The sequence below is a fragment of the Serratia sp. CY40230 genome (genome assembly GCF_052168835.1).
Taxonomy (GTDB): Bacteria; Pseudomonadota; Gammaproteobacteria; order Enterobacterales; family Enterobacteriaceae; genus Serratia; species Serratia nematodiphila.
In genome coordinates this window covers 625,222-650,529 of sequence record NZ_JBJNLX010000003.1, presented here as the reverse complement: position 1 = coordinate 650,529, position 25,308 = coordinate 625,222, and the positions used below count along the sequence as shown (strand labels likewise).

The 25,308-nt window shown below is 59.1% G+C and carries 22 protein-coding genes; 8 read left to right on the top strand and 14 right to left on the bottom strand.

Annotated features, from left to right (window positions below):
* Nucleotides 1-416: 416 nt before the first annotated feature.
* Nucleotides 417-980, bottom strand: coding sequence for a D-glycero-beta-D-manno-heptose 1,7-bisphosphate 7-phosphatase (gene gmhB, locus ACJ8IJ_RS14650; protein ID WP_015378880.1), 564 nt, complete (start codon nt 978-980; stop codon nt 417-419).
* A gap of 188 nt (nt 981-1,168) precedes the next feature.
* Between gmhB and metN the strand changes: the two genes are divergently transcribed.
* From metN to proS, 6 genes are all read left to right on the top strand, one after another.
* Entirely contained in the window at nt 1,169-2,200 is a 1,032-nt protein-coding gene (gene metN / locus ACJ8IJ_RS14645; RefSeq protein WP_325960620.1) for a methionine ABC transporter ATP-binding protein MetN, read from the top strand.
* Nucleotides 2,193-2,846, top strand: coding sequence for a methionine ABC transporter permease MetI (locus tag ACJ8IJ_RS14640; protein WP_004932010.1), 654 nt, complete (start codon nt 2,193-2,195; stop codon nt 2,844-2,846). Before metN ends, ACJ8IJ_RS14640 begins: the two co-directional genes overlap by 8 nt.
* Nucleotides 2,847-2,885: 39 nt before the next feature.
* Nucleotides 2,886-3,701, top strand: coding sequence for a MetQ/NlpA family lipoprotein (locus ACJ8IJ_RS14635; RefSeq protein ID WP_280631260.1), 816 nt, complete (start codon nt 2,886-2,888; stop codon nt 3,699-3,701).
* Nucleotides 3,702-3,815: 114 nt separating this feature from the next.
* Nucleotides 3,816-4,220, top strand: coding sequence for an Rcs stress response system protein RcsF (gene rcsF / locus ACJ8IJ_RS14630; RefSeq protein WP_004932006.1), 405 nt, complete (start codon nt 3,816-3,818; stop codon nt 4,218-4,220).
* Nucleotides 4,217-4,924 carry a tRNA (N6-threonylcarbamoyladenosine(37)-N6)-methyltransferase TrmO gene (tsaA, locus tag ACJ8IJ_RS14625; RefSeq protein WP_004932003.1) on the top strand — a complete coding sequence of 236 codons (708 nt, stop codon included), beginning with the start codon at nt 4,217-4,219 and terminating at the stop codon, nt 4,922-4,924. The genes rcsF and tsaA overlap by 4 nt, the downstream gene beginning before the upstream one ends.
* 120 nt (nt 4,925-5,044) lie before the next feature.
* A complete protein-coding gene (gene proS / locus ACJ8IJ_RS14620) occupies nt 5,045-6,763 on the top strand; it encodes a proline--tRNA ligase (protein ID WP_004932002.1) in 1,719 nt (572 codons plus the stop codon).
* Nucleotides 6,764-6,824: 61 nt separating this feature from the next.
* Here the strand turns inward: proS and nlpE are convergent, their stop codons facing one another.
* From nlpE to ACJ8IJ_RS14605, 3 genes are read right to left on the bottom strand one after another with little or no spacing between them, the layout of a single operon-like run.
* Complete coding sequence (gene nlpE / locus ACJ8IJ_RS14615; RefSeq protein ID WP_004932000.1) at nt 6,825-7,508, bottom strand: envelope stress response activation lipoprotein NlpE; 684 nt, start codon at nt 7,506-7,508, stop codon at nt 6,825-6,827.
* Nucleotides 7,509-7,537: 29 nt separating this feature from the next.
* On the bottom strand, nt 7,538-7,951 hold the full coding sequence (arfB, locus tag ACJ8IJ_RS14610; RefSeq protein WP_004931997.1) for an alternative ribosome rescue aminoacyl-tRNA hydrolase ArfB: 414 nt from the start codon (nt 7,949-7,951) through the stop codon (nt 7,538-7,540).
* Nucleotides 7,952-7,954: 3 nt separating this feature from the next.
* On the bottom strand, nt 7,955-8,503 hold the full coding sequence (locus tag ACJ8IJ_RS14605) for a YaeQ family protein (RefSeq protein ID WP_015378883.1): 549 nt from the start codon (nt 8,501-8,503) through the stop codon (nt 7,955-7,957).
* A 214-nt stretch (nt 8,504-8,717) separates the two neighbouring features.
* Here ACJ8IJ_RS14605 and ACJ8IJ_RS14600 point away from each other — a divergent pair, with 214 nt between their 5' ends.
* Together ACJ8IJ_RS14600 and rof are read left to right on the top strand one after the other, a co-directional pair.
* Entirely contained in the window at nt 8,718-8,918 is a 201-nt protein-coding gene (locus ACJ8IJ_RS14600) for a YaeP family protein (RefSeq protein ID WP_033652508.1), read from the top strand.
* A complete protein-coding gene (gene rof / locus ACJ8IJ_RS14595; RefSeq protein WP_004931991.1) occupies nt 8,905-9,168 on the top strand; it encodes a Rho-binding antiterminator in 264 nt (87 codons plus the stop codon). Before ACJ8IJ_RS14600 ends, rof begins: the two co-directional genes overlap by 14 nt.
* Nucleotides 9,169-9,218: 50 nt before the next feature.
* Here the strand turns inward: rof and ACJ8IJ_RS14590 are convergent, their stop codons facing one another.
* The 10 genes from ACJ8IJ_RS14590 to dnaE all read right to left on the bottom strand — a co-directional run bounded on the left by ACJ8IJ_RS14590 (nt 9,219) and on the right by dnaE (nt 25,249).
* Complete coding sequence (locus tag ACJ8IJ_RS14590) at nt 9,219-9,533, bottom strand: c-type cytochrome (RefSeq protein WP_004931989.1); 315 nt, start codon at nt 9,531-9,533, stop codon at nt 9,219-9,221.
* The gene (gene tilS, locus ACJ8IJ_RS14585; protein ID WP_442518649.1) at nt 9,533-10,864 is read right to left on the bottom strand and encodes a tRNA lysidine(34) synthetase TilS; all 1,332 of its coding nucleotides are present in this window, start codon (nt 10,862-10,864) and stop codon (nt 9,533-9,535) included. The genes ACJ8IJ_RS14590 and tilS overlap by 1 nt, the downstream gene beginning before the upstream one ends.
* A 56-nt stretch (nt 10,865-10,920) precedes the next feature.
* Complete coding sequence (gene dtpD / locus ACJ8IJ_RS14580; RefSeq protein WP_286093547.1) at nt 10,921-12,372, bottom strand: dipeptide permease DtpD; 1,452 nt, start codon at nt 12,370-12,372, stop codon at nt 10,921-10,923.
* Nucleotides 12,373-12,440: 68 nt separating this feature from the next.
* Nucleotides 12,441-14,579: a lysine decarboxylase CadA gene (gene cadA, locus ACJ8IJ_RS14575; protein WP_004931982.1), complete on the bottom strand. Its 2,139-nt coding sequence runs from the start codon at nt 14,577-14,579 to the stop codon at nt 12,441-12,443.
* A gap of 95 nt (nt 14,580-14,674) precedes the next feature.
* Nucleotides 14,675-16,018, bottom strand: coding sequence for a cadaverine/lysine antiporter (gene cadB / locus ACJ8IJ_RS14570; protein ID WP_004931980.1), 1,344 nt, complete (start codon nt 16,016-16,018; stop codon nt 14,675-14,677).
* Nucleotides 16,019-16,388: 370 nt separating this feature from the next.
* Complete coding sequence (gene cadC, locus ACJ8IJ_RS14565) at nt 16,389-17,945, bottom strand: lysine decarboxylation/transport transcriptional activator CadC (protein ID WP_004931978.1); 1,557 nt, start codon at nt 17,943-17,945, stop codon at nt 16,389-16,391.
* An 89-nt stretch (nt 17,946-18,034) separates the two neighbouring features.
* On the bottom strand, nt 18,035-18,424 hold the full coding sequence (locus tag ACJ8IJ_RS14560; RefSeq protein ID WP_049187693.1) for a VOC family protein: 390 nt from the start codon (nt 18,422-18,424) through the stop codon (nt 18,035-18,037).
* A 107-nt stretch (nt 18,425-18,531) separates the two neighbouring features.
* Complete coding sequence (locus ACJ8IJ_RS14555) at nt 18,532-20,676, bottom strand: lysine decarboxylase LdcC (RefSeq protein WP_004931974.1); 2,145 nt, start codon at nt 20,674-20,676, stop codon at nt 18,532-18,534.
* Between the two features lie 112 nt (nt 20,677-20,788).
* Nucleotides 20,789-21,748, bottom strand: a complete 960-nt coding sequence (gene accA / locus ACJ8IJ_RS14550) for an acetyl-CoA carboxylase carboxyl transferase subunit alpha (RefSeq protein WP_004931972.1) — start codon at nt 21,746-21,748, stop codon at nt 20,789-20,791.
* A gap of 12 nt (nt 21,749-21,760) precedes the next feature.
* Entirely contained in the window at nt 21,761-25,249 is a 3,489-nt protein-coding gene (gene dnaE / locus ACJ8IJ_RS14545; protein ID WP_004931970.1) for a DNA polymerase III subunit alpha, read from the bottom strand.
* Nucleotides 25,250-25,308 lie beyond the last annotated feature (59 nt).

Genomic DNA, 25,308 nt, shown 5'->3' with positions numbered 1-25,308 from the left:
AGCCATGATCAAACTCTTCAATTAAAAGCTTGATTTGCTTCCACTCGAGAAGCGATGCTCAAAGATTTACTGCATGAATTTTACTTCAGTTAGTCACTCTTCAAGACTTGATATTTTTTTGCATCCGAAGATGCTGGATATCGTCTTGTGGAGTGCCCACACAGATTGTCTGATAAATTGTTAAAGAGCAGTGAGTTAGGCGCTTTCGCTTGCTAACTCGAGGTGGCGTATATTACGCTTTCCTCTTTCAGAGTCAACCCTAATTTTCAGGATTTTTTCTCTTTCTTCCCGGCCGCTGTGTGAAGTGAATCACTTGCGCCGTGTCGATGGAGGCGCATTATAGGGAGCCGGTTCAGAATGACAAGCGATAATATGCATTTTTTATCTGACCGCTCACTATTCATTCGTAACGCCTATTAAACCCGCTTTTTGATGGCTGCCGGCAGGTCCGCCAGGCTATTTAGCACCCAATCGGCCAGCTTTTCACCCTGCTCCGTCACCGGCTTGCCGGTACGCACCAGCACCTTGGTGCCGACGCCGGCCGCGATCGCCGCCTGCATATCTTCCGGTTTATCGCCCACCATATAAGAAGCGGCCATATCGATGTTCAATTCCTGCTGCGCTTGCAGCAGCATGCCCGGCTGCGGTTTACGGCAGTCACAAACCTGACGATACTCTTCCACTACTGCCTCCGGATGATGCGGGCAGAAATAGATGCCGTCGAAGTCGACGTCGCGATCGGCCAGCGACCAGTCCATCCACTCGGTCAGGTACATAAACTGGTCTTCGCTGAACTTGCCGCGCGCAATGCCCGACTGGTTGGTCACCATCACCAGCGCGAACCCCATCTTTTTGAGTTCGCGACAGGCGTCAATCACGCCGTCAATAAAGTGGAAATTGTCGATTTCATGGACATAACCATGGTCAACGTTAATCGTACCGTCACGATCGAGAAAAATTGCTGGAACGCTTTGTGTCACCGCTTTGCTCCTGAGGGGCTGAATACGCTGACAGTATCGCATGTTTTACCCCGCACTGAGAACGCCGGAGAACGTCGCTGGCCGTTGACTTAGACGTCTAGACGCCTTAACATCTGATCCATACCTTGGTTCCACGCCGAGGTTTACTTTTATCTAGCCACGGGCAACCACGCTAAAATAAGAAGAATATGATTAAACTTTCTAACATCACTAAAGTGTTCCAGCAGGGTTCGCGCACCATTACCGCGCTCTCTAACGTGACCCTTCACGTCCCTGCCGGGCAAATCTATGGCGTTATCGGCTCTTCCGGCGCAGGCAAAAGCACGCTGATCCGCTGCGCCAACATGCTTGAGCGCCCTACCTCCGGCCAGGTGCTGGTCGATGGCCAGGATCTGACGTCTCTGTCGGAAAGCGAACTGACGCGCGCCCGTCGCCAAATCGGCATGATCTTCCAGCACTTCAACCTGCTCTCTTCCCGCACGGTGTTCGGCAACGTGGCGCTGCCGCTGGAGCTGGACAATACGCCGCGCGCCGAGATCAAAAAGCGCGTGACCGAACTGCTGGAGCTGGTCGGCCTGGCAGACAAACACGACGCCTATCCGGCCAATCTGTCCGGCGGCCAGAAACAGCGCGTGGCGATCGCCCGTGCGCTGGCCAGCAATCCCAAAGTGCTGCTGTGCGACGAAGCCACCAGCGCGTTGGATCCGGCCACCACCCGTTCCATCCTGGAGCTGCTGAAAGACATCAACCGCCGTCTGGGCCTGACAATTCTGCTGATAACCCACGAAATGGACGTGGTGAAACGCATCTGCGACCAGGTCGCGGTCATCAGCCAGGGGCAGCTGATCGAAAAAGACAGCGTCAGCGAAGTGTTCTCACACCCGAAAACCCCGCTGGCTCAGCAGTTCATTCAGTCCACGCTGCATCTGGATATCCCGGACGACTACGCCGCGCGCCTGTCGCCGGAGCGTCAGGGCGACCGCCAGCCGCTGCTGCGCCTGGAGTTCACCGGTCAGTCGGTCGATGCGCCGCTGCTGTCTGAAGCCGCTCGCCGCTTCAACGTGAACAACAACATTATCAGCGCCCAGATGGATTATGCCGGCGGCGTGAAATTCGGCGTGATGCTGGCGGAGCTGCACGGCAGCGACGAAGACGCGCTGGCGACGATTAAGTTCCTGCAAGAAAATCAGGTAAAAGTAGAGGTTCTGGGTTATGTCTGAGGCAATGATGTGGTTGATGGCGCGTGGCGTGTGGGAAACCGTCATGATGACCTTTGTCTCCGGCTTCTTCGGTTTCGTGCTCGGCCTGCCGGTAGGCGTGCTGCTGTATGTCACCCGCCCGGGGCAGATCATCGCCAACAATTCGCTGTATAAAATTTTGTCCGGGCTGGTGAACATCTTCCGTTCCATTCCGTTCATTATCCTGCTGGTTTGGATGATTCCGTTTACCCGCATGATCGTCGGCACCTCGATCGGCCTGCAGGCGGCCATCGTGCCGTTGACGGTGGGCGCCGCGCCGTTCATCGCGCGCATGGTGGAAAACGCCCTGCTGGAAATCCCGTCCGGCCTGGTGGAAGCCGCGCGCGCCATGGGCGCCACGCCGATGCAGATCATCAAGAAAGTGTTGCTGCCGGAAGCCCTGCCGGGCCTGGTTAACGCCGCGACCATCACCCTGATCACCCTGGTGGGCTACTCCGCCATGGGCGGCGCTGTCGGCGCCGGCGGTCTGGGCCAAATCGGTTACCAATACGGTTATATCGGTTATAACGCCACAGTGATGAATACCGTATTAGTATTACTGGTAGTTTTGGTTTATCTGATCCAATTCTGCGGCGATCGCATCGTCAAAGCCGTTACCCATAAATAATTTCACCGCATGTTAATGCGAGTCTAATGAGGAAGGGATATGTCGTTAAAATTTAAATCCATCGCGGCAATTGGCGCACTGATCGGCACGCTGGCTCTGGCGGGCTGTGGCCAGGATGAAAAGAATCCGAACCACATCAAGGTCGGCGTGATCGTCGGTGCGGAGCAGCAAGTGGCTGAAGTGGCGCAGAAAGTGGCGAAAGAGAAATACGGTCTGGACGTTGAACTGGTCACCTTCAACGACTACGTGCTGCCTAACGAAGCGCTGAGCAAAGGCGATATCGATTTGAACGCCTTCCAGCACAAGCCATATCTGGATCAGCAGATCAAAGATCGCGGCTACAAGCTGGTGCCGGTCGGCAACACCTTTGTTTACCCGATCGCCGGTTACTCCAAGAAAATCAAATCGCTGGACGAGCTGAAAGAAGGTTCGCAGATCGCGCTGCCTAACGATCCGACCAACCTGGGCCGTTCGCTGCTGCTGCTGCAGAAAGTTGGTCTGATCAAGCTGAAAGAGGGCGTTGGCCTGCTGCCGACCGTGCTGGACGTGACCGAGAATCCGAAAAACCTGAAGTTGGTTGAGCTGGAAGCGCCTCAGCTGCCGCGCTCTCTGGACGATCAGCAGATCGCGCTGGCGGTGATCAACACCACCTACGCCAGCCAGATCGGCCTGACGCCGGCGAAAGACGGTCTGTTCGTGGAAGATAAAGACTCGCCTTACGTCAACCTGCTGGTTGCGCGCGAAGATAACAAAGATGCGGAAAACGTGAAGAAATTCGTTCAGGCCTATCAGTCTGACGAAGTTGACGCGGCCGCCAACAAAATCTTCAACGGCGGCGCGGTGAAAGGCTGGTAAGCGCTTATTCACCCATTTTATTCCTATAATTGCAAGACGGGCCAAGGCCCGTCTTGTTATTTCCGCCATAGCTTGCTTCAATAGCGCCACTTTCATTAAGGCAGAGGAATCTCAATGCGTGTTTTACCTCTCTGTTTGTTAGCGCTCGCGCTGGCCGGATGTTCATCGCAGCGTATCGCGCCGTCCTCAACAAGCAGCACCAGCAAGCCGACCACCACCGCTCCGGCCAAAACTACGCCGGCCGCCCGCCCCGCACCGGTAAAACTGTATAAAAGTGCAGAAGAACTCGTGGGCAAGCCGTTCCGCGATCTGGGTGAAGTGTCCGGCGAATCGTGCCAAACCACCGTGCAAGACTCCCCACCGAATCTGGCCACCGCCCGTAAACGCATGCAAATCCGTGCGTCTTACATGAAGGCCAACGCCGTGCTGCTGCACGACTGCCAGATTGTCAGCGGCGTCGCCGGTTGTTACCAGCAGGCCGTTTGCCAAGGCTCGGCGCTTAACGTCTCGTCTAAATGACCGAATTCGTTTTTGAGCAGATCGGCGTGATCCGCTCGCCCTATAAAGAGAAATTCGCCGTGCCCCGCCAACCGGGGCTGGTCGAAGACGGTGGCGGCGAACTGCTGCTGCTGCCGCCCTACAACCAGGCGGAAGCGGTTCGCGGTCTCAGCGATTTCAGCCATCTGTGGGTGATGTTCATTTTCCATCAAACCATGGAGGGCGGCTGGCGCCCGACGGTACGCCCACCGCGTTTAGGTGGCAATGCCCGCATGGGCGTGTTCGCCACCCGCTCCACCTTCCGCCCCAACCCGCTCGGCATGTCGCTCATTGAGCTGAAGGGCGTGCGGGTGAAAAACGGTGAAGTGGCGCTGGAACTGGGCAGCCTCGACCTGGTCGACGGCACCCCGGTGGTGGACATCAAGCCTTATCTGCCGTTCGCCGAGAGCCAGCCGCAGGCCCGCGCCGGCTTTGCCCAGGCCGCGCCCGCCGGCGATATGCCGGTGCGTTTCGCACCGCAGGCCGAGCAACAGCTGCAGCAACATCAGGCGCGCTACCCGCAATTAAGGCGTTTTATCAGCCAGGTGCTGGCACAGGACCCCCGTCCCGCCTATCGTAAAGGAGAGGACATCGAACGGGATTACGCCGTCTGGCTGTTGGATTTCAACGTGCGCTGGCGTGTCGTGGACGGCCACACCGAAGTGTTGGCGCTCGACCCGCGTTAAAATTCCGCCGCCTCTCTTTTGGCGACCCGCTCACGCTGGTAAACTAAACCACTTTTGTCACTTTTGGCCGCCACTCTGGCAGCCCGATGCAATTTGCAGTTCTAACGGAACCAAAACACCATGCGTACTAGCCAATATCTGCTCTCCACACTGAAGGAGACACCTGCCGACGCCGAAGTGATCAGCCACCAGCTGATGCTGCGCGCCGGGATGATCCGCAAGCTGGCCTCCGGTCTTTACACCTGGCTGCCGACCGGCCTGCGCGTTCTGAAAAAGGTTGAAAACATCGTTCGCGAAGAAATGAATAATGCTAACGCGATCGAAGTTTCCATGCCGGTGGTTCAGCCTGCCGATCTGTGGCAGGAAAGCGGCCGTTGGGAGCAATACGGCCCCGAGCTGCTGCGCTTCGTCGACCGCGGCGATCGTCCGTTCGTACTGGGCCCGACGCATGAAGAAGTGATCACCGATCTGATCCGCAACGAGATCAGCTCGTACAAGCAGCTGCCGCTGAACTTCTTCCAGATCCAGACCAAGTTCCGTGATGAAGTGCGCCCGCGTTTCGGCGTGATGCGTTCCCGTGAGTTCCTGATGAAGGATGCCTACTCCTTCCACACCTCACAGGAGTCTCTGCAGGAGACTTACGACGCAATGTACGAAGCGTACAGCAAAATCTTCAGCCGCATGGGCCTGGATTTCCGCCCGGTGCAGGCGGATACCGGCTCGATCGGCGGCAGCGCCTCGCACGAATTCCAGGTGCTGGCACAGAGCGGTGAAGACGATATCGTGTTCTCCACCGGTTCCGATTTCGCCGCTAACATCGAGCTGGCGGAAGCGGTCGCGCCGGCAGAGCCGCGCGCCGCAGCCAGCGAAGAGCTGCGCCTGGTGGATACGCCGAACGCCAAAACCATCGCCGAGCTGGTCGAGCAATTCCAGCTGCCGGTGGAAAAAACCGTGAAGACGCTGATGGTGCGCGCCACCGAAGAGAGCGGCCACAAGCTGGTCGCCCTGCTGGTGCGCGGCGATCACGAACTGAACGAAGTCAAGGCCGAGAAGCTGGCGCAGGTTGCCGCGCCGCTGACCTTCGCCACCGAAGAAGAGATCCGCGCCATCGTCGGCGCCGGCCCAGGCTCGCTTGGCCCAGTCAAGCTGCCGATGCCGGTAGTTGCCGACCGCAGCGTGGCGGCGATGAGCGATTTCGGCGCCGGTGCCAACGTTGACGGCAAACACTACTTCGGCATCAACTGGGAGCGCGATCTGCCGCTGCCGCAGGTGGCCGATATCCGTAACGTGGTGGAAGGCGACGCCAGCCCGGACGGTCAGGGTACGCTGCTGATCAAACGCGGCATCGAAGTGGGCCATATCTTCCAGCTCGGCACCAAGTACTCGGAAGCGATGAAAGCGACCGTGCAAGGCGAAGATGGCCGCAACCAGGTGCTGACCATGGGTTGCTACGGCATCGGGGTCACGCGCGTCGTGGCCGCCGCCATCGAGCAGAACCACGACGAACGCGGCATCATCTGGCCGGACGCCATCGCGCCGTTCCAGGTCGCTATTCTGCCGATGAACATGCACAAGTCGTTCCGCGTACAGGCGCTGGCAGAAGAGCTGTACAACACCCTGCGTTCCCACGGCATCGACGTGATCCTCGATGACCGCAAAGAGCGTCCGGGCGTGATGTTCGCGGATATGGAACTGATCGGCGTGCCGCACTCTATCGTTATCGGCGATCGTAACCTCGACAACGAAGAGATCGAGTACAAGAACCGCCGCATCGGCGAGAAGCAGATGATCAAAACCGGCGAAATCGTTGATTTCCTGCTGGGCCAGATCAAACGCTAAGCGTAGATCGCCAGAGAATAAAAAAACCCGCCTAGGCGGGTTTTTTTATATCCGAAACGCGTTACTTGCTGCTGCAGCTTTTACTGCGGTCGAACGCGATCTTGCCGTCCGGCACCACCGCTTTTTCAATCTGCCCCTCTTCCATCGACGGCTGCACGCTGAAGTGCGCGTTGAAGGTCAGGAACACCGGCTCGCCAGCAGTCTTATTGGCCTTGGCGTAACCTTGCTCCAGCGCGATGTTGTTATCCACCGGGAAAGTGATGCCGGTGGCGCAATCTTTGAACACCGCCGCGTCGGCCATATAGCTGTAACTGCCTTTCATCACCATCGGGGTTTTAGGCAACGGCTTTTCGACCGGCTCCAGACGGTAATTCAGCTTGGACTCGATCGGCGCGCCGCTGCGATCCAGCATCTCCAGGCTCTTGCCCACCGGACGGAAGTAGCGTTTCTCGCCGGTGCTGTCGGTCAGCACCAGCTTATCCGCGGTGCGCGCCCATTTGCCGTAGTCGGCAAAGGTCTGATCGCCGTCTTTGCTGCCGCGATAGGTTTCCTGCAGCACAAAAGTACCGTCTTCATCCAGGAACAGCGCCGTATCCAGACCGCCGCAATCAGCGCAAGGCAACACCCCTTGGTAACTCTGCGGCATTGCCTGCAGCGGTTGTTCCTTCGGCTGATAATGATTGTTGCATCCCAACAACGAGAGTGCGCCTGCCGCGAGGAACAGGGCTATCGTAATTTTCTTCACAGTTATTCTCCTACTGTGTTCATGTATTCCTAAGTGCGAACCTTGCCACGCAGCGCCTTGGTGGCGCCTTTGCGCGTCTTGCCTTCCAGGCGACGCAGTTTCGCTCCTTTCGTCGGCTTGGTCGCCTTGCGCGTTTTTTCCACCACCATCGCCTGCTGAATCAACGCGACCAGCCTGGCCAACGCCGCTTCGCGATTCAATTCCTGACTGCGATACTCTTGCGCCTTGATAATCACCACGCCATCGGCGGTAATTAAATGGTGATTCAGCGCCAGCAGCCTTTCCTTATAATACTCTGGCAGGCTGGATGCCCGGATGTCAAAGCGCAAATGGATCGCCGTTGAGGTTTTGTTCACGTGCTGGCCGCCCGCGCCCTGCGCGCGGATCGCCGTCAATTCCAGCTCATTATCCGGTATGGCGACGTTTCTTGACAGTTCCAGCACCGGTCACACCTGCGCCCGCTGCCACTCGGCAAACTGGATTTCCAGACTATTCTGAGCATCGGACAGCCAAATAGTTCCCTCCTGCAGCGTCGCCTGTAGCGTCATGGTGCGGCTGGCCAGCGCCGTCAGCCGCGCCAGCTGCTCGTCATCGAGGAAACGCACGCTCAGGTTCTTGTAACCGGCCACTTTGCCCTGCATCGCCTGCCACCAAACGTGCGCGGCGCGCTCGCCATAGGCGTACAGCACCACGCGCGGCGACTGGTTGCAGGCCTTGCGAATGCGCTTCTCGTCGGGCAACCCCATCTCGATCCACATTTCCAGCCCGTTATGGTCGTTGCGCTGCCAGATCTCCGGCTCATCGTCGGCACTCAGCCCTTTGGTGAACACCAGCCGCTCGTCGGCATGGCAGATCCAGGCCAACAGGCGCAGCATCATGCGCTGTTCATTTTCGGACGGGTGTTGCGCCAGCGTCAGCGTGGCGTCGTGATAGAAGTGACGATCCATATCAGCGATATTGACCGCGGCTTTATAAATGGTTGCTTTCAGCGCCATGGGTGACCTCGTTATTATCCGGCGACAGTGTACTTGATCAGGGGCGAACGCCGCCAGCGCAGCCCGGCTCGGCGCAGAACGAAAGGCGTGTCGGGGTGCTGATAACTCCATAACAGCTGTGCTATAGTCGTCTAGGATAGGATAAAACTCCGAGAGCCTGCGCCTCATCGCGAGAGCGGTCTTGATGATGCAGAGGTTCTTAAGGGAGGAAACTGTGCAACAATACTGTGAGTTAGTACGCCGTACTTACGCCGAGATTGGCAGTGGAGATCTTGGCTACGTGCCTGATGCGCTGGCTTGTGCGTTAAAGGCATTGGACGATGTCGCAGCGAACCACGCGCTACCGTCCTCCGTTAGGGAACAGGCGGCCTTTGCCGCCGCTAACTTATTGGTGAGCGACTATGTTGATGAATGATGAGTACCAACCCATCAATTGCGATGACTACGACAACCTGGAACTCGCCTGTCAGCATAAACTTATTCTGAAGCTGGAGTTACGCGACGGAGAAGTGATCGAGGCCAAGGCGATCGACCTGCTGCAAAAGAAACGCGTTGAGTATCTGACCATCGAACAGAACGGCCAGCAGCGCGACCTGCGTCTGGACCATATCAGCAGTTTCAGTCATCCGGAAATCGGTACCGTGGTCGTCAGCCTGTCGGACTGAGCAGCGGTAACCCCATCCCAACAGGGCAGCCCAACGGCTGCCCTCGTCATTTACGGCTTCAGGCTGGCATAGTAAGCCGCCAGATCGGCGATATCGTCATCCGACAGCCCCGACACATAGGCCTTCATCACCTCGGCCTGGCCGCCGTTGCGCTCTCCTTTCTTGTACGCCTGCAGCGCGTGCTGCAGGTACATGGCGTTCTGTCCGGCCAGATTCGGGTACATCGGCACCGTCACCTTGCCCTGCGCGCCGTGGCACGCCGCACAGGCGGCGGCTTTCGCCTGACCGGCGGCCGCATCCCCCGCCGCCAACGCCGGCAGGCTGAACAGGCCGGCGGCCAATAGCGTGATCCCCACTAACTTCATCAGTGCTCCTCGCGATTATGATTTTTTTCCCAGCGTAGCCGCCACGGGCGTTCGCCTTCCGCCACCTGCCCCGCCTCACAGACGAATACGCCCAGCGCGGCGATCAGCTGCTCATCATAATAAATCAACGGGATGCGATCACGCTGCCAGGGAGGGATCCCCAGCTCCTGCCACAGTTTTTTTATCGGCCGCGAATGGGCGCGCCCCACGATGCGCACGGCGCCCTGCACGCCGCCGAAACGAATGCTGATCCGCTGCGCTGGCTGCGGCGCGCGCAGCGCCAGATCGCCCTCACCGGCAACCAACTGCCCCAGCCCGTCCGGCAACGTCAACGGCTCGTCAGGCCGCCAGGGCAGATGCACACCGCGCAGCGCCGCCAGCGGCGGCAGCAGGTGCAGTCGGCCACGGAAACGGCGGATCTGATAGGCGCCGAGCTGCAGCTGCGGTTCGGCGTCTTCCCGGCTGAGTGCCACCTCCTCCCACAGGCGCTGTAGCTGCTCACGCGCCGGCATAGTGACGTTGAACAATGCGATCCAGCGCCGCAGCAAGGCGAAGCGCCGCACCGGCGAACAGTCGGTCAGGCCGTCGATCGCCAATGAGCGATCCGCCGCCAACAGGCTTTGCAGCGGTTCCGCCAGCAGTTCGTCCAGCAGCTGCTCCTGCTCAGCGCACAGGCTGGCGCTGCGCGCCACCGCCGAAGCGAAGTGCGGCCAGCGCTGGTTGAGCTGCGGCAAAACCTGCAAACGCAGGAAATTGCGATCGAAGCGCGTGTCCTGATTGCTGTCGTCATCTATCCAGCTTAAGGCGTGGCGCTGCGCGTAGCTTTCCAGCGTTTGACGCGAGCAGCCCAGCAACGGCCGCAACAGCAAGTGCTCGCCCAGCGTGGCGCGCGCCGCCATCGCCGATAGCCCCGCCGGCCCGCTGCCGCGCTTGAGCGCCAACAGGAAGGTTTCGCTTTGATCGTCAAGGTGTTGGGCGGTGAGCAGCGCTTCTCCCTCCGCCAATGCTGCGCTGAAAGCGGCATAGCGCGCCGCACGCGCCGCTGCTTCGATGCCGCCCTGGCGGGCGTCCACCTGCACGTGCGTCACCGTCAGCGGCACCTGCCAGTCTGCGCAGCGGCGGCGGCAATGCTCCACCCAGCGGTCGGCGAAGGCGCTCAGGCCGTGGTGCACGTGCAGCGCACGCAGCTGCAGCACCGGACGCTGGCGGCGCAACGTCGCCAGCAGATGCAGCAGCACGCTGGAATCCAGGCCGCCGCTGAACGCCACCAGCAGCCGCTGCTGCGCGCCCAGCTGGTCCGCTACCTGCGTCGTTAATTGATCAGTATCCATCGGTAGGCTTTGTCACTTCTACATAGCTGCACGTTAACCCCGCCTACCGTCATCAATCAAGCATTAACCGTCCGGGCCTGGCGTCGCGTCAGCAGCCACCAGCCGCCCAGCACCGCGATCACTGCCAGCGCGCACCCGGCCGCTCCCCAGCCAATCTGGGCGAAAATGCGGCCATACGCCTGCATCGCCGCCCCCTCGATGTGGTCTTCGGCGGTCTGATTGGCGATGATGCCCGCCAGATAGTTGGCGATCGAACCGGTCGCCAGCATATAGATACCGGTCAACACGCCGGTGGCGCCGGGGATATTCAACCGGGTGATCTGCGCCATCGCCACCGGATCGATAAACAGTTCGGCGAAGCCCATCACCGCCAGGCCGGCGATCATCAGCCCCATCGATCCCGGCCCGTGCAGCCGCGTATTGAGCGCCATCAGCGTAAAGCCGACGCCGATCAGCAGCAGGCCGAAGGCGAACTTGCACCAGATGCGCAGCGTGCGATCGCCCGTACCGTCGCCGCTCGCCAGCCAGGCCAGCGCCACGCCGCCCAGCATCACCGCGCAGGCGTTAACCGACTGGAACAGCGCGGTCGGCACCATCCAGCCGAACCAGCGCCGGTCGACGAAGTGATCGATAAACAGGCTGATGGAGCTACCGCCCTGCTGGGCAAAGGCCCAGAACAGCGTGCCCAGCAGCATCAGTACGATGATCTGCCACAGGCCCCGGCGCTGGCCGGCATCCGCTCGCAGCATAATACGCGCCACCAGCACCACCGCCGCCACGCACACCAGCCCGAGCAAATAACCGGCCCAGTCGCGCACAAACAACAGCGTGAAGAACAGCGGCGACGCCAGCAACGCCGCCAACAGCCAGCCCCAGTGCGGCAGGCCCAGGCTTCTGGCGCGCATCAGCGGCACATTGACGCCGCGGGTGTGGCGGAAATGGCGTCCGCCAAGCAGAAAAATCACCAGACCGGCGAACATGCCGATCCCGGCCAACGCAAAACCGACGTGCCAACCATAGCGCTCGGCCGCCAACCCACAGGCGATCGGCGCCAAAATGGAACCGACGTTGCCGGCGGCGTACAGCAGCGAGAAGCCCCCTTCGCGGCGCGAGTCCTGCGCCGGGTACAGCTCGCCCAGCAGGCAGCTGATATTGGATTTGAACAGGCCGTAACCGCAGATGATGATCGCCAGCGCCAGATAGAGCGACTGGGCGGAGACCGCGCTCAGGCCGAGCACGATATGCCCCAGGGTCATCAGCGCCGCGCCGGCGATCACCGCGACGCGGTTGCCCAGCAGGCGGTCGGCGAGCCAGCCGCCCAAAATAGGAGTGACGTAAACTAACGAAGCGTAAGCGCTGTAGAGATCGATGGCGTGGCTGTCGGTATAGCCGAGTTGGTGGGTCAGATAGAGGATCAGTAACGCACGCATGCCGTAAAAGCTGAAATATTCCCAAATTTGTATCGCTACGACATAGTAGATTGCGCGCGGCTGTGAGGGTGTTTTCATGGTGGTCTCCCATCAGTCGGTGAACGACAAAGGGGAAGCGCGAGCGCCTCCCCTGTTTTTGGCTGCGGTTATTTCGCCTTCAGCACTTTCACCCGATAACGTCCGTCCGCCTGACGGTAGGCGCCGTGAATGTCGGTTTCAAAGCCCGGATAATGCGCGCCGATTTCGCACAGCATCTGCAGGAACTCCAGCACCGGCCGGCTCTCTTCGGTCAGCATCTCGCCCGGCATCACCAGCGGCACGCCCGGTGGGTATGGGAGGATCATGTTGGCGTTGACCTTACCGACCATCTCTTCCAGATAGACCTCTTCCACTTCGCCGTGCAGCTCTTTCTGGAACGCCTGGTACGGGTTCATCACCATGGTTGGCAGCACTTCGAATGCGCGGTACATCAGGTCCGGCAGGTTGTGTTGCTCCACCAGGCGGTGAATGTTCTGTGCCAGATCCTGAATGCGCATGTTTTCATAGAAATCAGGCGCTTCCTGATACAGCGAAGGCAGCATGTTTTTCACCCGCAGGTTCAGGTCGAACGAGCGTTTGAAGTCGGTCATCGCGCGCAGCAGGCTGAGCGCCTTGGTTTTATCGATACCGATGCTGAACAGGAACAGCAGGTTGTACGGCCCGGTTTTCTCGACGATGATGCCGCGCTCGTCGAGGTATTTCGCCACGATGCTGGCCGGGATGCCGAACGGCTGCATCTCGCCTTCCTTGCTCATCCCCGGCGTCAGAATGGTGACCTTGATTGGGTCCAGATACATGTGTTCATTGTCGATGTTCTTGAAACCGTGCCAGGCGCTGTCGGAGCGCAGCGGCCAGCATTCCGGCTCATCGATATGCTCCGGCTGCCAGACGTCGAAGAACCAGCCGTCGGATTCGACTTTCAGGCGTTTGATCTCTTTACGGAACTTGATCGCGCGTTCGATAGAACCGTGGATCAGGCGCTTGCCGGCGTTGCCTTTCATCATCGCCGCGGCGGTTTCGGTCGAGGCCACAATGCCGTAGTGCGGCGAAGTGGTGGTGTGCATCATGTAGGCTTCATTGAAGGTTTCTTCGTTGATGTCGCCCTTCACGTGGATCATCGACGCCTGCGAGAAGGCCGCCAGCAGTTTGTGGGTGGACTGGGTTTCATAGATCACCTTGCCCTCCACGCGGCCGCCGCTCATGCCGCACTTGCCTTTATAGATCGGATGGAAATTGGTGTAAGGCACCCAGGCGGAGTCGAAGTGGATAGACTTCACGTCCAGGGTGTTCTTGATAAAGTCGGTGTTGTACAGCAGGCCGTCATAGGTGGAGTTGGTGATCACCGCGTGCACCGGCCAGGTGGCGTTCGGGGTGTCCTTCACGCGTTTGGCGATGGTGGCGCGCTGGAACTCGCTCTGCGGAATACCGCCGAGGATGCCGTAAGCGTTGCGGGTCGGGCGGAAATAGATCGGCGTGATGTCGCTCATCATCATCAGGTGAGTCAGCGACTTGTGGCAGTTACGGTCAATCAGCACCGTGCTGCCCGCCGGCGCCGAATACATGCCGACGATCTTGTTGGCAGTGGAAGTGCCGTTGGTGACCATGTAGCTGCGTTCGGCGTTGAACACGCGGGAAATGTACTCTTCCGCCTCTTTGTGCGGGCCGGAGTGATCCAGCAGCGATCCCAGCTCGGACACCGAAATCGAAATATCCGACTTCATGGTGTTCGGGCCGAAGAAATCGTAGAACAGGCTGCCGACCGGGCTTTTCTGGAACGCGGTGCCGCCCATGTGGCCCGGCGTACAGAAGGTGTATTTGCCTTCGCGCACGTATTTGAACAGCGCCTTGGTCAGCGGTGGCAGGATGGTGTCGATATATTCGTCGGTATTCTGTTTGATCTTGGCGGCGATGTCGGTTGCCGCGCCGAGCGCATATTCGAAGAAGCGCACCTGCATGCGCAGATCGTTCAGGCTGACGTCCAGCGTCGAATAGGTGTTGGCGAATGCGTACAGCGGCATGTACTCGTTCAGTTGGCTGATCTCTTCGCACAGCTCCAGGTTGTATTTGTCCCAGTCGAAGATCACCCCGCACAAACGGGCGTTGTTCTCGATCAGTTTCAGCAGGTCTTCGCGATCGTTAGGGTAAACGATGCGGAAATCCAGACTTTCCAGCGCCTGATGCAGTTCACGGATAGGCTCTTCTTTAAAGTAGACACCCATGTGATTCATGATGGCGATAACGTTCATATGCATTTCTCCTGGCAAAGCAAGCCCCTTCCCGTCGCGGCTGACAGGTCGGAAAGAAAGGGGCTGGGTAAATTCAGTCGGTCAGCGGACGCGAATCAGTGCGCTTTGGCCGTGGTGTTTTCATCGACCGCCGCTGCGCTGGCAGCCTGGCGGGTATTCATTTTCCGGGCGTAGAACATCAGGATAATCAGGCTGATGATAAAGGTGCCGGACAGCTCGAATGAGTTGGCGCCCATCAGCGCGATGAAGCAGAAGCCACAGCCGCACACCGAAGCGATCAGGCTCAGCAGGTTGCGCACGTTGACCCCTTCAAAGCGGATCAGGTCTACGCAGGAGTAGAAGTAAGGCAGCATGGTCAGCAGCACCGCGATACCGGTCAGCTCGCCGAACAGGTCGGACGCTTTGCCGCCGGCGGAGCTCATCAGGGTGATCAGCACCATCAGCGCGGTCATTTTGCAACCGGCCAGCAGCAGGCCTTTCTTCGGAATGCCGTTTTTATCCAGCTCGCCGTACACTTTCGGGAAGTTGCCGTCGTTGGCGGCGCGCACCCCGGCCTGGCCGACCAGCATCATCCACGAACCCAGTGACGTCAGGCAGGCGAAGGCGGTGAAGGCGGAAACCATCGGTGCGGCCCAGTTGCCCATAATCGCCGAGGCGCTGATGGCGAACGGCGCGCCGCTGGCGGCCATTTCAGACGCCGGGAACATGCCGCTAATCACCTGGGTGGCGGCGATATAGATGATGCCCGCCAGACCGGTGCCGAGCATGGTCGCCAGCGGTACGGTGCGTTTCGGGTTTTTCACCATGCCGGTGCTGACCGCCGCGGATTCCACGCCGATGAACGCCCACAGGCACAGCAGGATACTTTTGATGACCGCATGGCTGTCGGTGGTGCCGGAGGTATTCCAGTTAGCCTGGTAGGTGGCGGCGTCAAACCAGTGCCAGCCGAGGGTGGCGGTCACGATCACCGGGATCAGCACCAGCACCAGGCCCAGGGTGGTCAAACGGCTGACCCAGGTTCCGCCCAGCATGTTAACGAAGGTGAAGACCCACACGATGGCGATACAGGCGATGCCGGCGGGCACCGGGTTGTTCAGCGCCGGGAAGAAGGTGGAGAGATAAGAAACGGCGGTAATGCCGATGGCCAGGTTACCGATCCAGTTGGCATGGTAATAAAGCACGCCGGTCTGGAAACCGAAGGCCGGGGAAATTTCACCGGCGTAGGCGATAGGGCCGCCCTGCTGTGGGTTTTTGGTGGCGAGGCGGGCATACACATAAGCCAGCGACATCGCCCCGATAATCGAGATCACCCATCCCCAAATGGCGATGGATCCGAGACTCGCCAGGTTGGCGGGCAATAAGGCAATCCCGCTCCCCATCATATTACCGGCGACCACGCCGGTGCAGGCAATAAGCCCTATTTTCTTGGGTGAAGCCATGGTCAGTTTCTCCTGATTTACGTTTCTTATAAGCCACGCCCATAAATAAAAGATTTTAATGAGCCGGCTTGATAGTCAGGATGCTAACCATCGGGGGGAATAAAGTCCTAAAGATAAAGTGAGATTACGCTCATGATCATACAAATGATAACCTGAGGTTTTTCATTAACACATCAAGATAAAAAGACAGGCTAAAGAAAAGATAAACATCATTTAAAAACAAAAGGATGACAAGGTTAATAACGCATAACAAATGGCAAAAAAGAGATAATATCGCGCAGCAAAATAATACATTCATGCAACATGACTTCACAAATAAATAACGCCGCCATGATCCCCGAAGAATAAGAGCGGCGTGATATTGGGTTAATTATTGGCGCTGATAGTTATTTAAATAAGGCACGACGTTGGTCAATGACGTCTGGAATACGCCATTGGTGATCCAATGCAAGGTATCCTCACCGGGGCGAAGATTGAAGGCGGTAATATAAGAATCGGCCGCCAAATGATTCTGCCCCTGCATTTCATACACCTTGCCCAGCAGCACATAATTCAGCCACGACATTTGCAATTCAATCCCCAGATCGATAGCCCGGTGCGCCTCGTCAATGCGCCCCTGCGTCAAGGCATCTACCGCCAGAACCTGCTGCATAATCGGCGTGTTCTTCAATTCGGGGATCGTCGCCAGATGGCTGATATCGGCCCGCAATTGCGCCAATGTCTGGCTGTCGAACGGTTGATAAGAATTGCGCAGCAGATCCACCAACGCTTTTTCAGCCAGCAGATAGCGGAAGTTCGGCGCGCTGTTAATCAGCTCGCTCAGCTGGGCGCTGGCGCGGGTCAACGAATCGGCGTCACCGCGGATCAGCAACTGATGCGCCTGGTAGAAACGCTGCAGCAACGGCCCGTTGTCCGGCAGCAACTGCGCCAGACGCTGCTCCAGCTGTGGCGGCCAAGGCTGCTTCAGCGCCGCGGACAGGCTGGCGAGGAAGTCGGTCTGGATCTTCAGCTGGTTATCGGCGGTGATGAAGTAACGCTTGTCCAACATGATCGAACTGTCGGCGTTATCCACCAGCCGCACGGAGAGGAAACACTGCTGGGCGCGGTAGTGGCGCTGATTGACGAACTCGATATACAGCGACTTGCCCGAGTTGCTGGGGCCGGAATAGTTGTAGTTGGTCTGGTCGTGCACCAGGAAGGTCGAGTAAGTGTTCAACGAATCGGTAATCAGCTCGCTGACGCCCACCACGTAAGAGAGCTGCGGCATCCAGTTGCTGCAGCTCTCGCCGCCCTGAATGCGGATATCGATATCGCGCGGGTTGAGCAGCACCGGCATGGTCGATACCGGCACGCGCTGCGACAGCGTGGCGATGCCGACAAACGCCACGCAGACGCTTAGCGCACTCAGAAACGCCAGCCACACCCAGAACGTCGAGCGGCGATAAAAATGCGGCTTCTTCTCGCCGGGCGCGGCAGCCGGCACGCTTGCCCGGCGCGGCGGCACATAGGGCGTATCCTCTTCATCATCGCTGCCGTCTTCCGGCTCATGCATGATCACCGCGATCTGCGGCGCCGGTGCAATCGCGGGTTGTGTCTCCCCCTCTTCACACCAGATCACCGACGTCGCCAGCTTATACCCGCGCTTGGGCACGGTGATAATGTATTCCGGGCTGTCGCTGTCGCCGTCTTTCAGGTACTTGCGCAGCTCTGAAATACATTGGGTCACCACGTGGTTGGTGACAATATTGCGCTTCCAGACGTTGTCGATCAGCTCGTCGCGGCTCAGCACCACGTCGGGGTGCCGGGCGAAATAGCACAGCATGTCGATCAGGCGCGGTTCCAGCGTTTTCTGGCGGCCGTCGCGGCTGATGGTGTTGTCGGCAGGAGTAACCAGCCACTCCCCGACGCGAAAAGCAGGCTCTTGCATGGCGGAAATAACTCTGTAGGCATGTAGGGCAAGGGCGCGATCATAGCATAACCGCCCCCGGCTGTGGCCGCCGGGAGGCGATTAAGCCGTTAACTCTCGTATAATTCTAACGGTAAACCATCGGGATCGCTGAAAAAGGTAAAGCGGGATTGGGTGTAGGGATCGACACGCACCGGTTCGCAGGCAACGCCGGCCGCCTGCAGATGAGCGATAGCCTGATCGATGTCGTCGACGCTGAACGCCAGATGGCGCAGGCCACAGGCCTCCGGGCGGCTGACGCGAGCCGGCGGCGAGGGGAAAGAAAACAGCTCGAGGGTGTATTGCCCGTTGAGCGCCAGATCCGCTTTCCAGGAGCCGCGCTCCTCACGGTAGACTTCGCTCAGCAGGGTAAACCCGAGAATGTCGCAGTAAAAACGCTTGCTGGCGGTGTAGTCCGCGCCAATGATCGCGATGTGGTGCACCTGACGTAATGCCAGCATAGAAACCCTCCCCTGTTCATTCTGATGGGGCACGGTATCCGGCGGCGGCGATGCCGTCAATGAAAAAGCCCGGCTTATCTTGCCAAACCGCCGGGCGCGTTATGGCCTTATGGCTGCGGGGCTTTCAGCACCTTCACCAGATAGCACCCGTCTTCCGTCAGTTTGGCGCCGTGGATATCGGTTTCAAAACCGGGATAGCGCTCACCGATCGAGCATAGCATCAGCAGGAAATCGAGCACCGCACGGCTCTCTTCGGTGATCATTTCCCCCGGCATCACCAACGGCACGCCCGGCGGATAAGGCAGGATCATATTGGCCGCCACCTTGCCCACCAACTGATCCAGCTCGCAGGTTTCGACATTGCCGCGCACCTGTTCCTGGAACATCTGGTGCGGCGTCAGCTTCATTTCCGGCAGCACGTCGAACGCCCGCTGCATCAGGCCTGGCAGATCGTGTTGGCGGATCAGGCGATGAATGCCGGCGGCCAGATCCTGGATGCGCATATGGCGATAGAAATCCGGATCTTCGGCGTACAGATCCGGCAGCATGTTCTTCACCCGCAGGTTGAGATCGTAGGCGCGCTTGAAGTCGGTCAGGCCGCGCAGCAGGCTCATCGCCTTGGTTTTATCGATGCCGATGCTGAACAGGAACAGCAGGTTGTACGGCCCGGTCTTCTCCACCACGATGCCGCGTTCGTCGAGGTACTTCGCCACCAGCGCCGCCGGGATCCCCTCCTCTTCCAGCGCGCCCAGCTCATTCATGCCCGGTGTCAGGATCGTCACCTTGATCGGATCGAGGTACATATGATCGCGATCGGTCTGGCCGAAACCGTGCCAGTTATCGTCCGGATCCAGCGGCCAGCACTGCGCCTCATCGATCTCTTCCGGCTGCCAGATATCGAAGAACCAGCTGTCGCTCTCCTCGCGCAGCCGCTGCACCTCTCGGCGAAAATGCAGCGCGCGCTCCACCGAACGGTTGATCAAACGCCGCCCCGGGTTGCCGCGCAGCATGGCGGCAGCGGTCTCCATCGACGCCACGATGCCGTAGTGCGGCGAAGTGGTGGTGTGCATCATGTAGGCTTCGTTGAAGGTGCTCTCATCGTAGTCGCCCTTGATATGAATCATCGAGGCCTGCGAGAAGGCGGCCAGCAGCTTGTGGGTGGATTGGGTTTCGTAGAAAACCTTACCGGGCACCCGCTCGCCGCTCATGCCGCTCTTGCCGTCGTAAATCGGATGGAAGTTGGTGTAAGGCACCCAGGCGGAATCGAAGTGAATCGACGGCACCTCCAGCGTCTGCTTAATGTAGTCGGTGTTGTACAACAGGCCGTCATAGGTGGAGTTGGTGATCACCGCGTGCACCGGCCAGGTGGCGTTCGGCGTCGCCTGCACCCGGGCGGCGATGCTCTCGCGCGTGAATTCGCGCTGCGGGATCCCGCCGAGGATGCCGTAGGCGTTGCGCAGCGGGCGCAGATAGATCGGCACGATATCGCTCATCATCAGCAGGTGGCACAGCGATTTATGGCAGTTGCGGTCGATCAGTACCGTGCTGCCCGCCGGCGCCGAATACATGCCGACGATCTTGTTGGCGGTGGAGGTGCCGTTGGTGACCAGATAGCTCTGCTCGGCGTTGAAGGTGCGCGCGATATACTCTTCGGCCTCCAGGTGCGGCCCGGTGTGATCCAGCAGCGAACCGAGCTCGGTAACCGAAATCGAGATGTCGGCCTTCAGGGTATTGGCGCCGAAGAAGTCATAGAACAGGCAGCCCACCGGGCTTTTTTGAAACGCGGTGCCGGCCATGTGGCCCGGCGTGCAGAAGGTGTACTTGCCTTCGCGCACATAGTTGAACAGCGCCTTGGTCAGCGGCGGCGTAATGGTGTCGATGTATTCCGCGGTGTACTGCTGGATGCGCTGCGCGATGTCGTCCGCCGCATTCAGGCCGTACTCGAAGAAATAGAGCACCATGCGCATTTCATGCAGGCTGACGTCGAAGGTGGAGTGGGTATTGATAAAGGCATACAGCGGCAGGTATTCGTTCAGCTCGTTGATCTCGCTGCACAGCTCCAGGCTGTAGTCGTCCCAGTCGAAGATCACCCCGCAGATGCGGGCGTTGGCTTCGATCAGCTTCAGCAGGTCACCGCTGTTTTTGGGGTACACCAGCTGGAATCCCATGGCGGCCAGCGCAGCGTGGAGCTCGCGAATCGGCTCATCTTTGTAGTAGACGCCCGTCGGGCCCATGATGGCGATGATATTCATCGGCAGCTCCTGTCAGTTAACGGCCAAGTCTCTATAACACCACGAAAATCCGGCGGTGTGTAGCCCAAAAAAAAACCGCCCGGAGGCGGTTTCTTGCAGCGAAGCACAGAACTCAGCAGTAGCCGTAGTTCATCAGACGCTGGTAACGGCGGTTGAGCAACTCTTCGTCGTTCAGACCATCCAGATCTTTCAGATCGGCCAGCAGCTGCGCTTTCAGCGCGGCGGCCATCGCCGGCACGTCGCGGTGCGCGGAACCCAGCGGCTCCGGGATCACCGAGTCGATCAGCTTCAGCTCTTTCAGACGCGGTGCGGTGATGCCCATCGCTTCTGCAGCCAGCGGGGCCTTATCGGCGCTCTTCCACAGGATGGAAGCACAGCCTTCCGGCGAAATCACCGAGTAGGTGCTGTACTGCAGCATGTTCACCTTGTCGCCCACGCCGATCGCCAGCGCGCCGCCGGAGCCGCCTTCGCCGATGACGGTGCAGATGACCGGCACGTTCAGACGCGACATCTCACGCAGGTTGCGCGCGATAGCTTCCGACTGGCCGCGTTCTTCCGCGCCCACGCCTGGATAAGCGCCCGGGGTATCAATAAAGGTGATGATCGGCATCTTGAAGCGTGCGGCCATTTCCATCAGGCGCAGCGCCTTGCGGTAGCCTTCCGGCGCCGGCATGCCGAAGTTGCGGCGGATCTTCTCTTTGGTTTCACGGCCTTTCTGGTGCCCGATGATCATCACCGGGCGGCCATCCAGACGCGCAATCCCCCCGACGATCGCTTTGTCGTCAGCGTAAGCGCGATCGCCCGCCAACTCTTCGAAGTCGGTAAAGATGTGTTTGATATAATCCAGGGTATAAGGACGGCGCGGGTGGCGTGCCAATTGGGCAATTTGCCAGGCCCCAAGATCGGCAAAAATCTTGCGCGTCAGCTCAACGCTCTTTTCACGCAGGCGCTGAACCTCTTCGTCCAGATTAATATCTAATTTTTCGTCTTGACGGCTGACTGCAGTCAGCGAGTCAATTTTCGCTTCCAGCTCTGCAATCGGCTGTTCAAAATCAAGAAAATTCAGACTCATAGCATTCCTATTTTAGTCAAATTCCAAGTCCACCTGCTCATTGCCTACCAACGTCCGCAAGTCGATCAACAAGCGGTCGGTGGGCGTCACGCGCCAGGTTGCGCCAAAACGCAGCTTGGCTCGCGCATCTTCCCGTTGATAGTAGAGATGCACTGGAATCGTCCCCGATCGATGGGGTTCCAACGACTGACGGAGACGGTTCAAAAGCTGGTCATCAATTTGCCTGTCAGTCAGCGAGATAGCAAGCCCGCGAGCGTATTTTTCCCGGGCTTCACTGATGTCCATTACCTCGCGGGCCATCATTTTAAGCCCGCCGCTAAAGTCATCAAAGCTGACCTGTCCACTGGCGATAAGGATACGGTCTTTTTCCAACAAATGCTGGTATTTTTCTAACGCTTCGGTGAATAACATCACTTCCAGACGGCCCGAACGGTCATCCAGCGTGCAGATGCCGATGCGGTTGCCGCGCTTGGTCACCATCACCCGCGCGGCGACCACCAACCCGACGGCGGTAGTCATTTTGCCCCGATCCGTCGGGTGCATGTCTTTCAAACGCTGGCCACCGGCGTAACGTTCGATCTCCTTCAGGTACTGGGTGATCGGGTGGCCGGTCAGATACAGCCCCAGCGTCTCCCGTTCACCGTCCAGCACCACCTGCTCCGGCCAGGGCGCGATATTGGCGTAGGATTGCTCCACCTGCTCCGGCGCTTCCGCCAGCACGCCAAACATATCCACCTGGCCGATAGCTTCGGCTTTCGCATGCTGATCCGCCGCTTTCAACGCGTCGCCGAGCGAATTCATCAGCGCGGCGCGGTGCGGCCCAAGGCGATCGAACGCCCCGGACATGATCAGTTTTTCCAGAATGCGGCGGTTCAGTTTCTTGATGTCGGAGCGCGCGCAGAGATCGAACAGGTCTTTGAAGTAACCTTGTTCGCCGCTGTTGCGCGCCTCGATAATCGCCTCGATTGGCCCTTCCCCTACGCCCTTGATGGCGCCGATGCCGTACACGATCTCGCCGTCGTCGTTGACGTGGAAGTGATACAGGCCGCTGTTGATGTCCGGCGGCAGGATCTTCAGCCCCATGCGCCAGCATTCGTCCACCAGCCCCACCACTTTGTCGGTGTTGTCCATATCGGCGGTCATCACCGCCGCCATAAACTCGGCCGGGTAGTGGGCCTTCAGCCACAGCGTCTGGTACGACACCAGCGCATAGGCGGCGGAGTGCGATTTGTTGAAGCCATAACCGGCGAATTTCTCCACCAGGTCGAAGATTTTCACCGACAGTTCGCCGTCGATGCCGCGCGCTTTGGCGCCGTCTTCAAAGCCGCCGCGCTGCTTGGCCATTTCGACCGGGTTCTTTTTACCCATCGCACGGCGCAGCATGTCCGCGCCGCCCAGCGTGTAGCCGGCCAGCACCTGGGCAATCTGCATCACCTGTTCCTGATACAGGATGATGCCGTAGGTCGGCTCCAGCACCGGCTTGAGCGACTCGTGCTGCCACTGAATGTCCGGGTAGGAGATCTCTTCACGGCCGTGTTTGCGGTCGATGAAGTTATCCACCATGCCCGACTGCAGCGGCCCCGGACGGAACAGCGCCACCAGTGCGATCATGTCTTCGAAGCAGTCGGGCTTCAGACGTTTGATCAAATCTTTCATGCCGCGCGATTCAAGCTGGAACACCGCCGTGGTTTCCGAGCGCTGCAGCATGTCGAAACTTTTCTTGTCGTCGAGCGGGATGGCGGCGATGTCGATCGGTTCCAGCCCGGTCTTGGCGCGCCGGGCGTTGATCATCTCCAGCGCCCAATCAATGATGGTCAGGGTGCGCAGACCGAGGAAGTCGAACTTCACCAGCCCGGCGTATTCCACGTCATTCTTGTCGAACTGGGTCACCGGGTGGTTCCCTTCGGCATCGCAGTACAGCGGCGCGAAGTCGGTGATCTTGGTCGGCGCGATCACCACGCCCCCGGCGTGTTTACCGGCGTTGCGCGTCACCCCTTCCAGCTTGCGCGCCATGTCGATCAGCGCCTTGACCTCTTCGTCGGCCTCGTAAATCTCCGGCAGCTGCGGTTCGGCGGCGAAGGCTTTCTCCAGCGTCATGCCCGGATCCGGCGGCACCAGCTTGGAAATGCGATCGACGAAGCCGTACGGGTGCCCCAGCACGCGGCCCACGTCGCGGATAACCGCTTTCGCCGCCATGGTGCCGAAGGTGATGATCTGCGATACCGCTTCGCGGCCGTACATCTCCGCCACGTGCTCGATCACCTGGTCACGCTTCTCCATGCAGAAGTCGACGTCAAAGTCGGGCATTGAGACACGTTCCGGGTTCAGGAAGCGTTCGAACAGCAGATCGAACTCCAGCGGATCGAGGTCGGTGATTTTCAACGCATAGGCCACCAGCGAACCGGCGCCGGAGCCGCGCCCCGGGCCCACCGGTACGTTGTTGTCCTTCGACCACTGGATAAACTCCATCACGATCAGGAAGTAGCCAGGGAAGCCCATCTGGTTGATCACCTTCAGCTCGACGTCCAGACGCTCGTCATATTCCGGGCGGCGCTGCGCGCGCACTTCAGGATCGGGGAACAGGAACTCCAGACGCTCTTCCAGCCCCTCTTTCGATTTGAGCACCAGGAAGTCCTCGGTGCTCATATCGCCGGTCGGGAACTGCGGCAGGAAGTATTCGCCGAGGCGAATGGTGACGTTGCAGCGCTTGGCGATTTCGACGCTGTTCAGCAGCGCTTCCGGGATGTCGGCGAACAGTTCGCACATCTCGTCTTCGCTGCGCATGTATTGTTGCGGGCTGTAGTTGCGCGGCCGCTTGGGATCGTCCAGCGTAAAGCCGTCGTGAATGGCTACGCGGATCTCATGGGCGTCGAAGTCATCTTCCACCAGGAAGCGCACGTCGTTGGTGGCCACCACCGGCAAGCCGCGCTCAGTGGCCAGCGCCACCGCCGCATGCAGGTAGTTCTCTTCGTCCTGACGGCCGGTGCGGATCAGTTCCAGATAGTAACAGTCCGGGAAATGCTGCTGGTAGAAATCAAGACACTGATCCACCTGCGCCTGGTTGCCGCGCAGCAGAAACTTGCCGACATCGCCCTGACGCGCACCGGAGAGCAGGATCAGCCCTTCGCGATGTTCAATCAGCCAGTCGCGATCGATAGTCGGGCCGGCGGCGCCGTAGCCGCGCTGATAGGCGCGGGAAATCAGCAGCGTCAGGTTCTGGTAGCCTTCGTTGTTGCTGGCCAGCACCGTCAACTGAGCCAGTTCATCGCCCAGCTCTTCGCTTTGCACATGGAAATCCGCGCCGATGATCGGTTTGATCCCGGCGCCGTGCGCGCTGCCGTAGAATTTCACCAGCCCGCACAGGTTGGTGAAATCGGTGATTGCCAGTGCAGGCATGGCTAACGCGGCGGCTCTTTTCACCAGCGGCGCCGTCTTGGCCAATCCATCAATCATGGAGTAGTCACTGTGGACGCGCAGGTGAATAAAACGAGGTTCGGCCATCTCCAGATACCTGATTGAAGGGGCTCAGCAGGCTGAGCCCGGGTTAATGCTATCGTCGA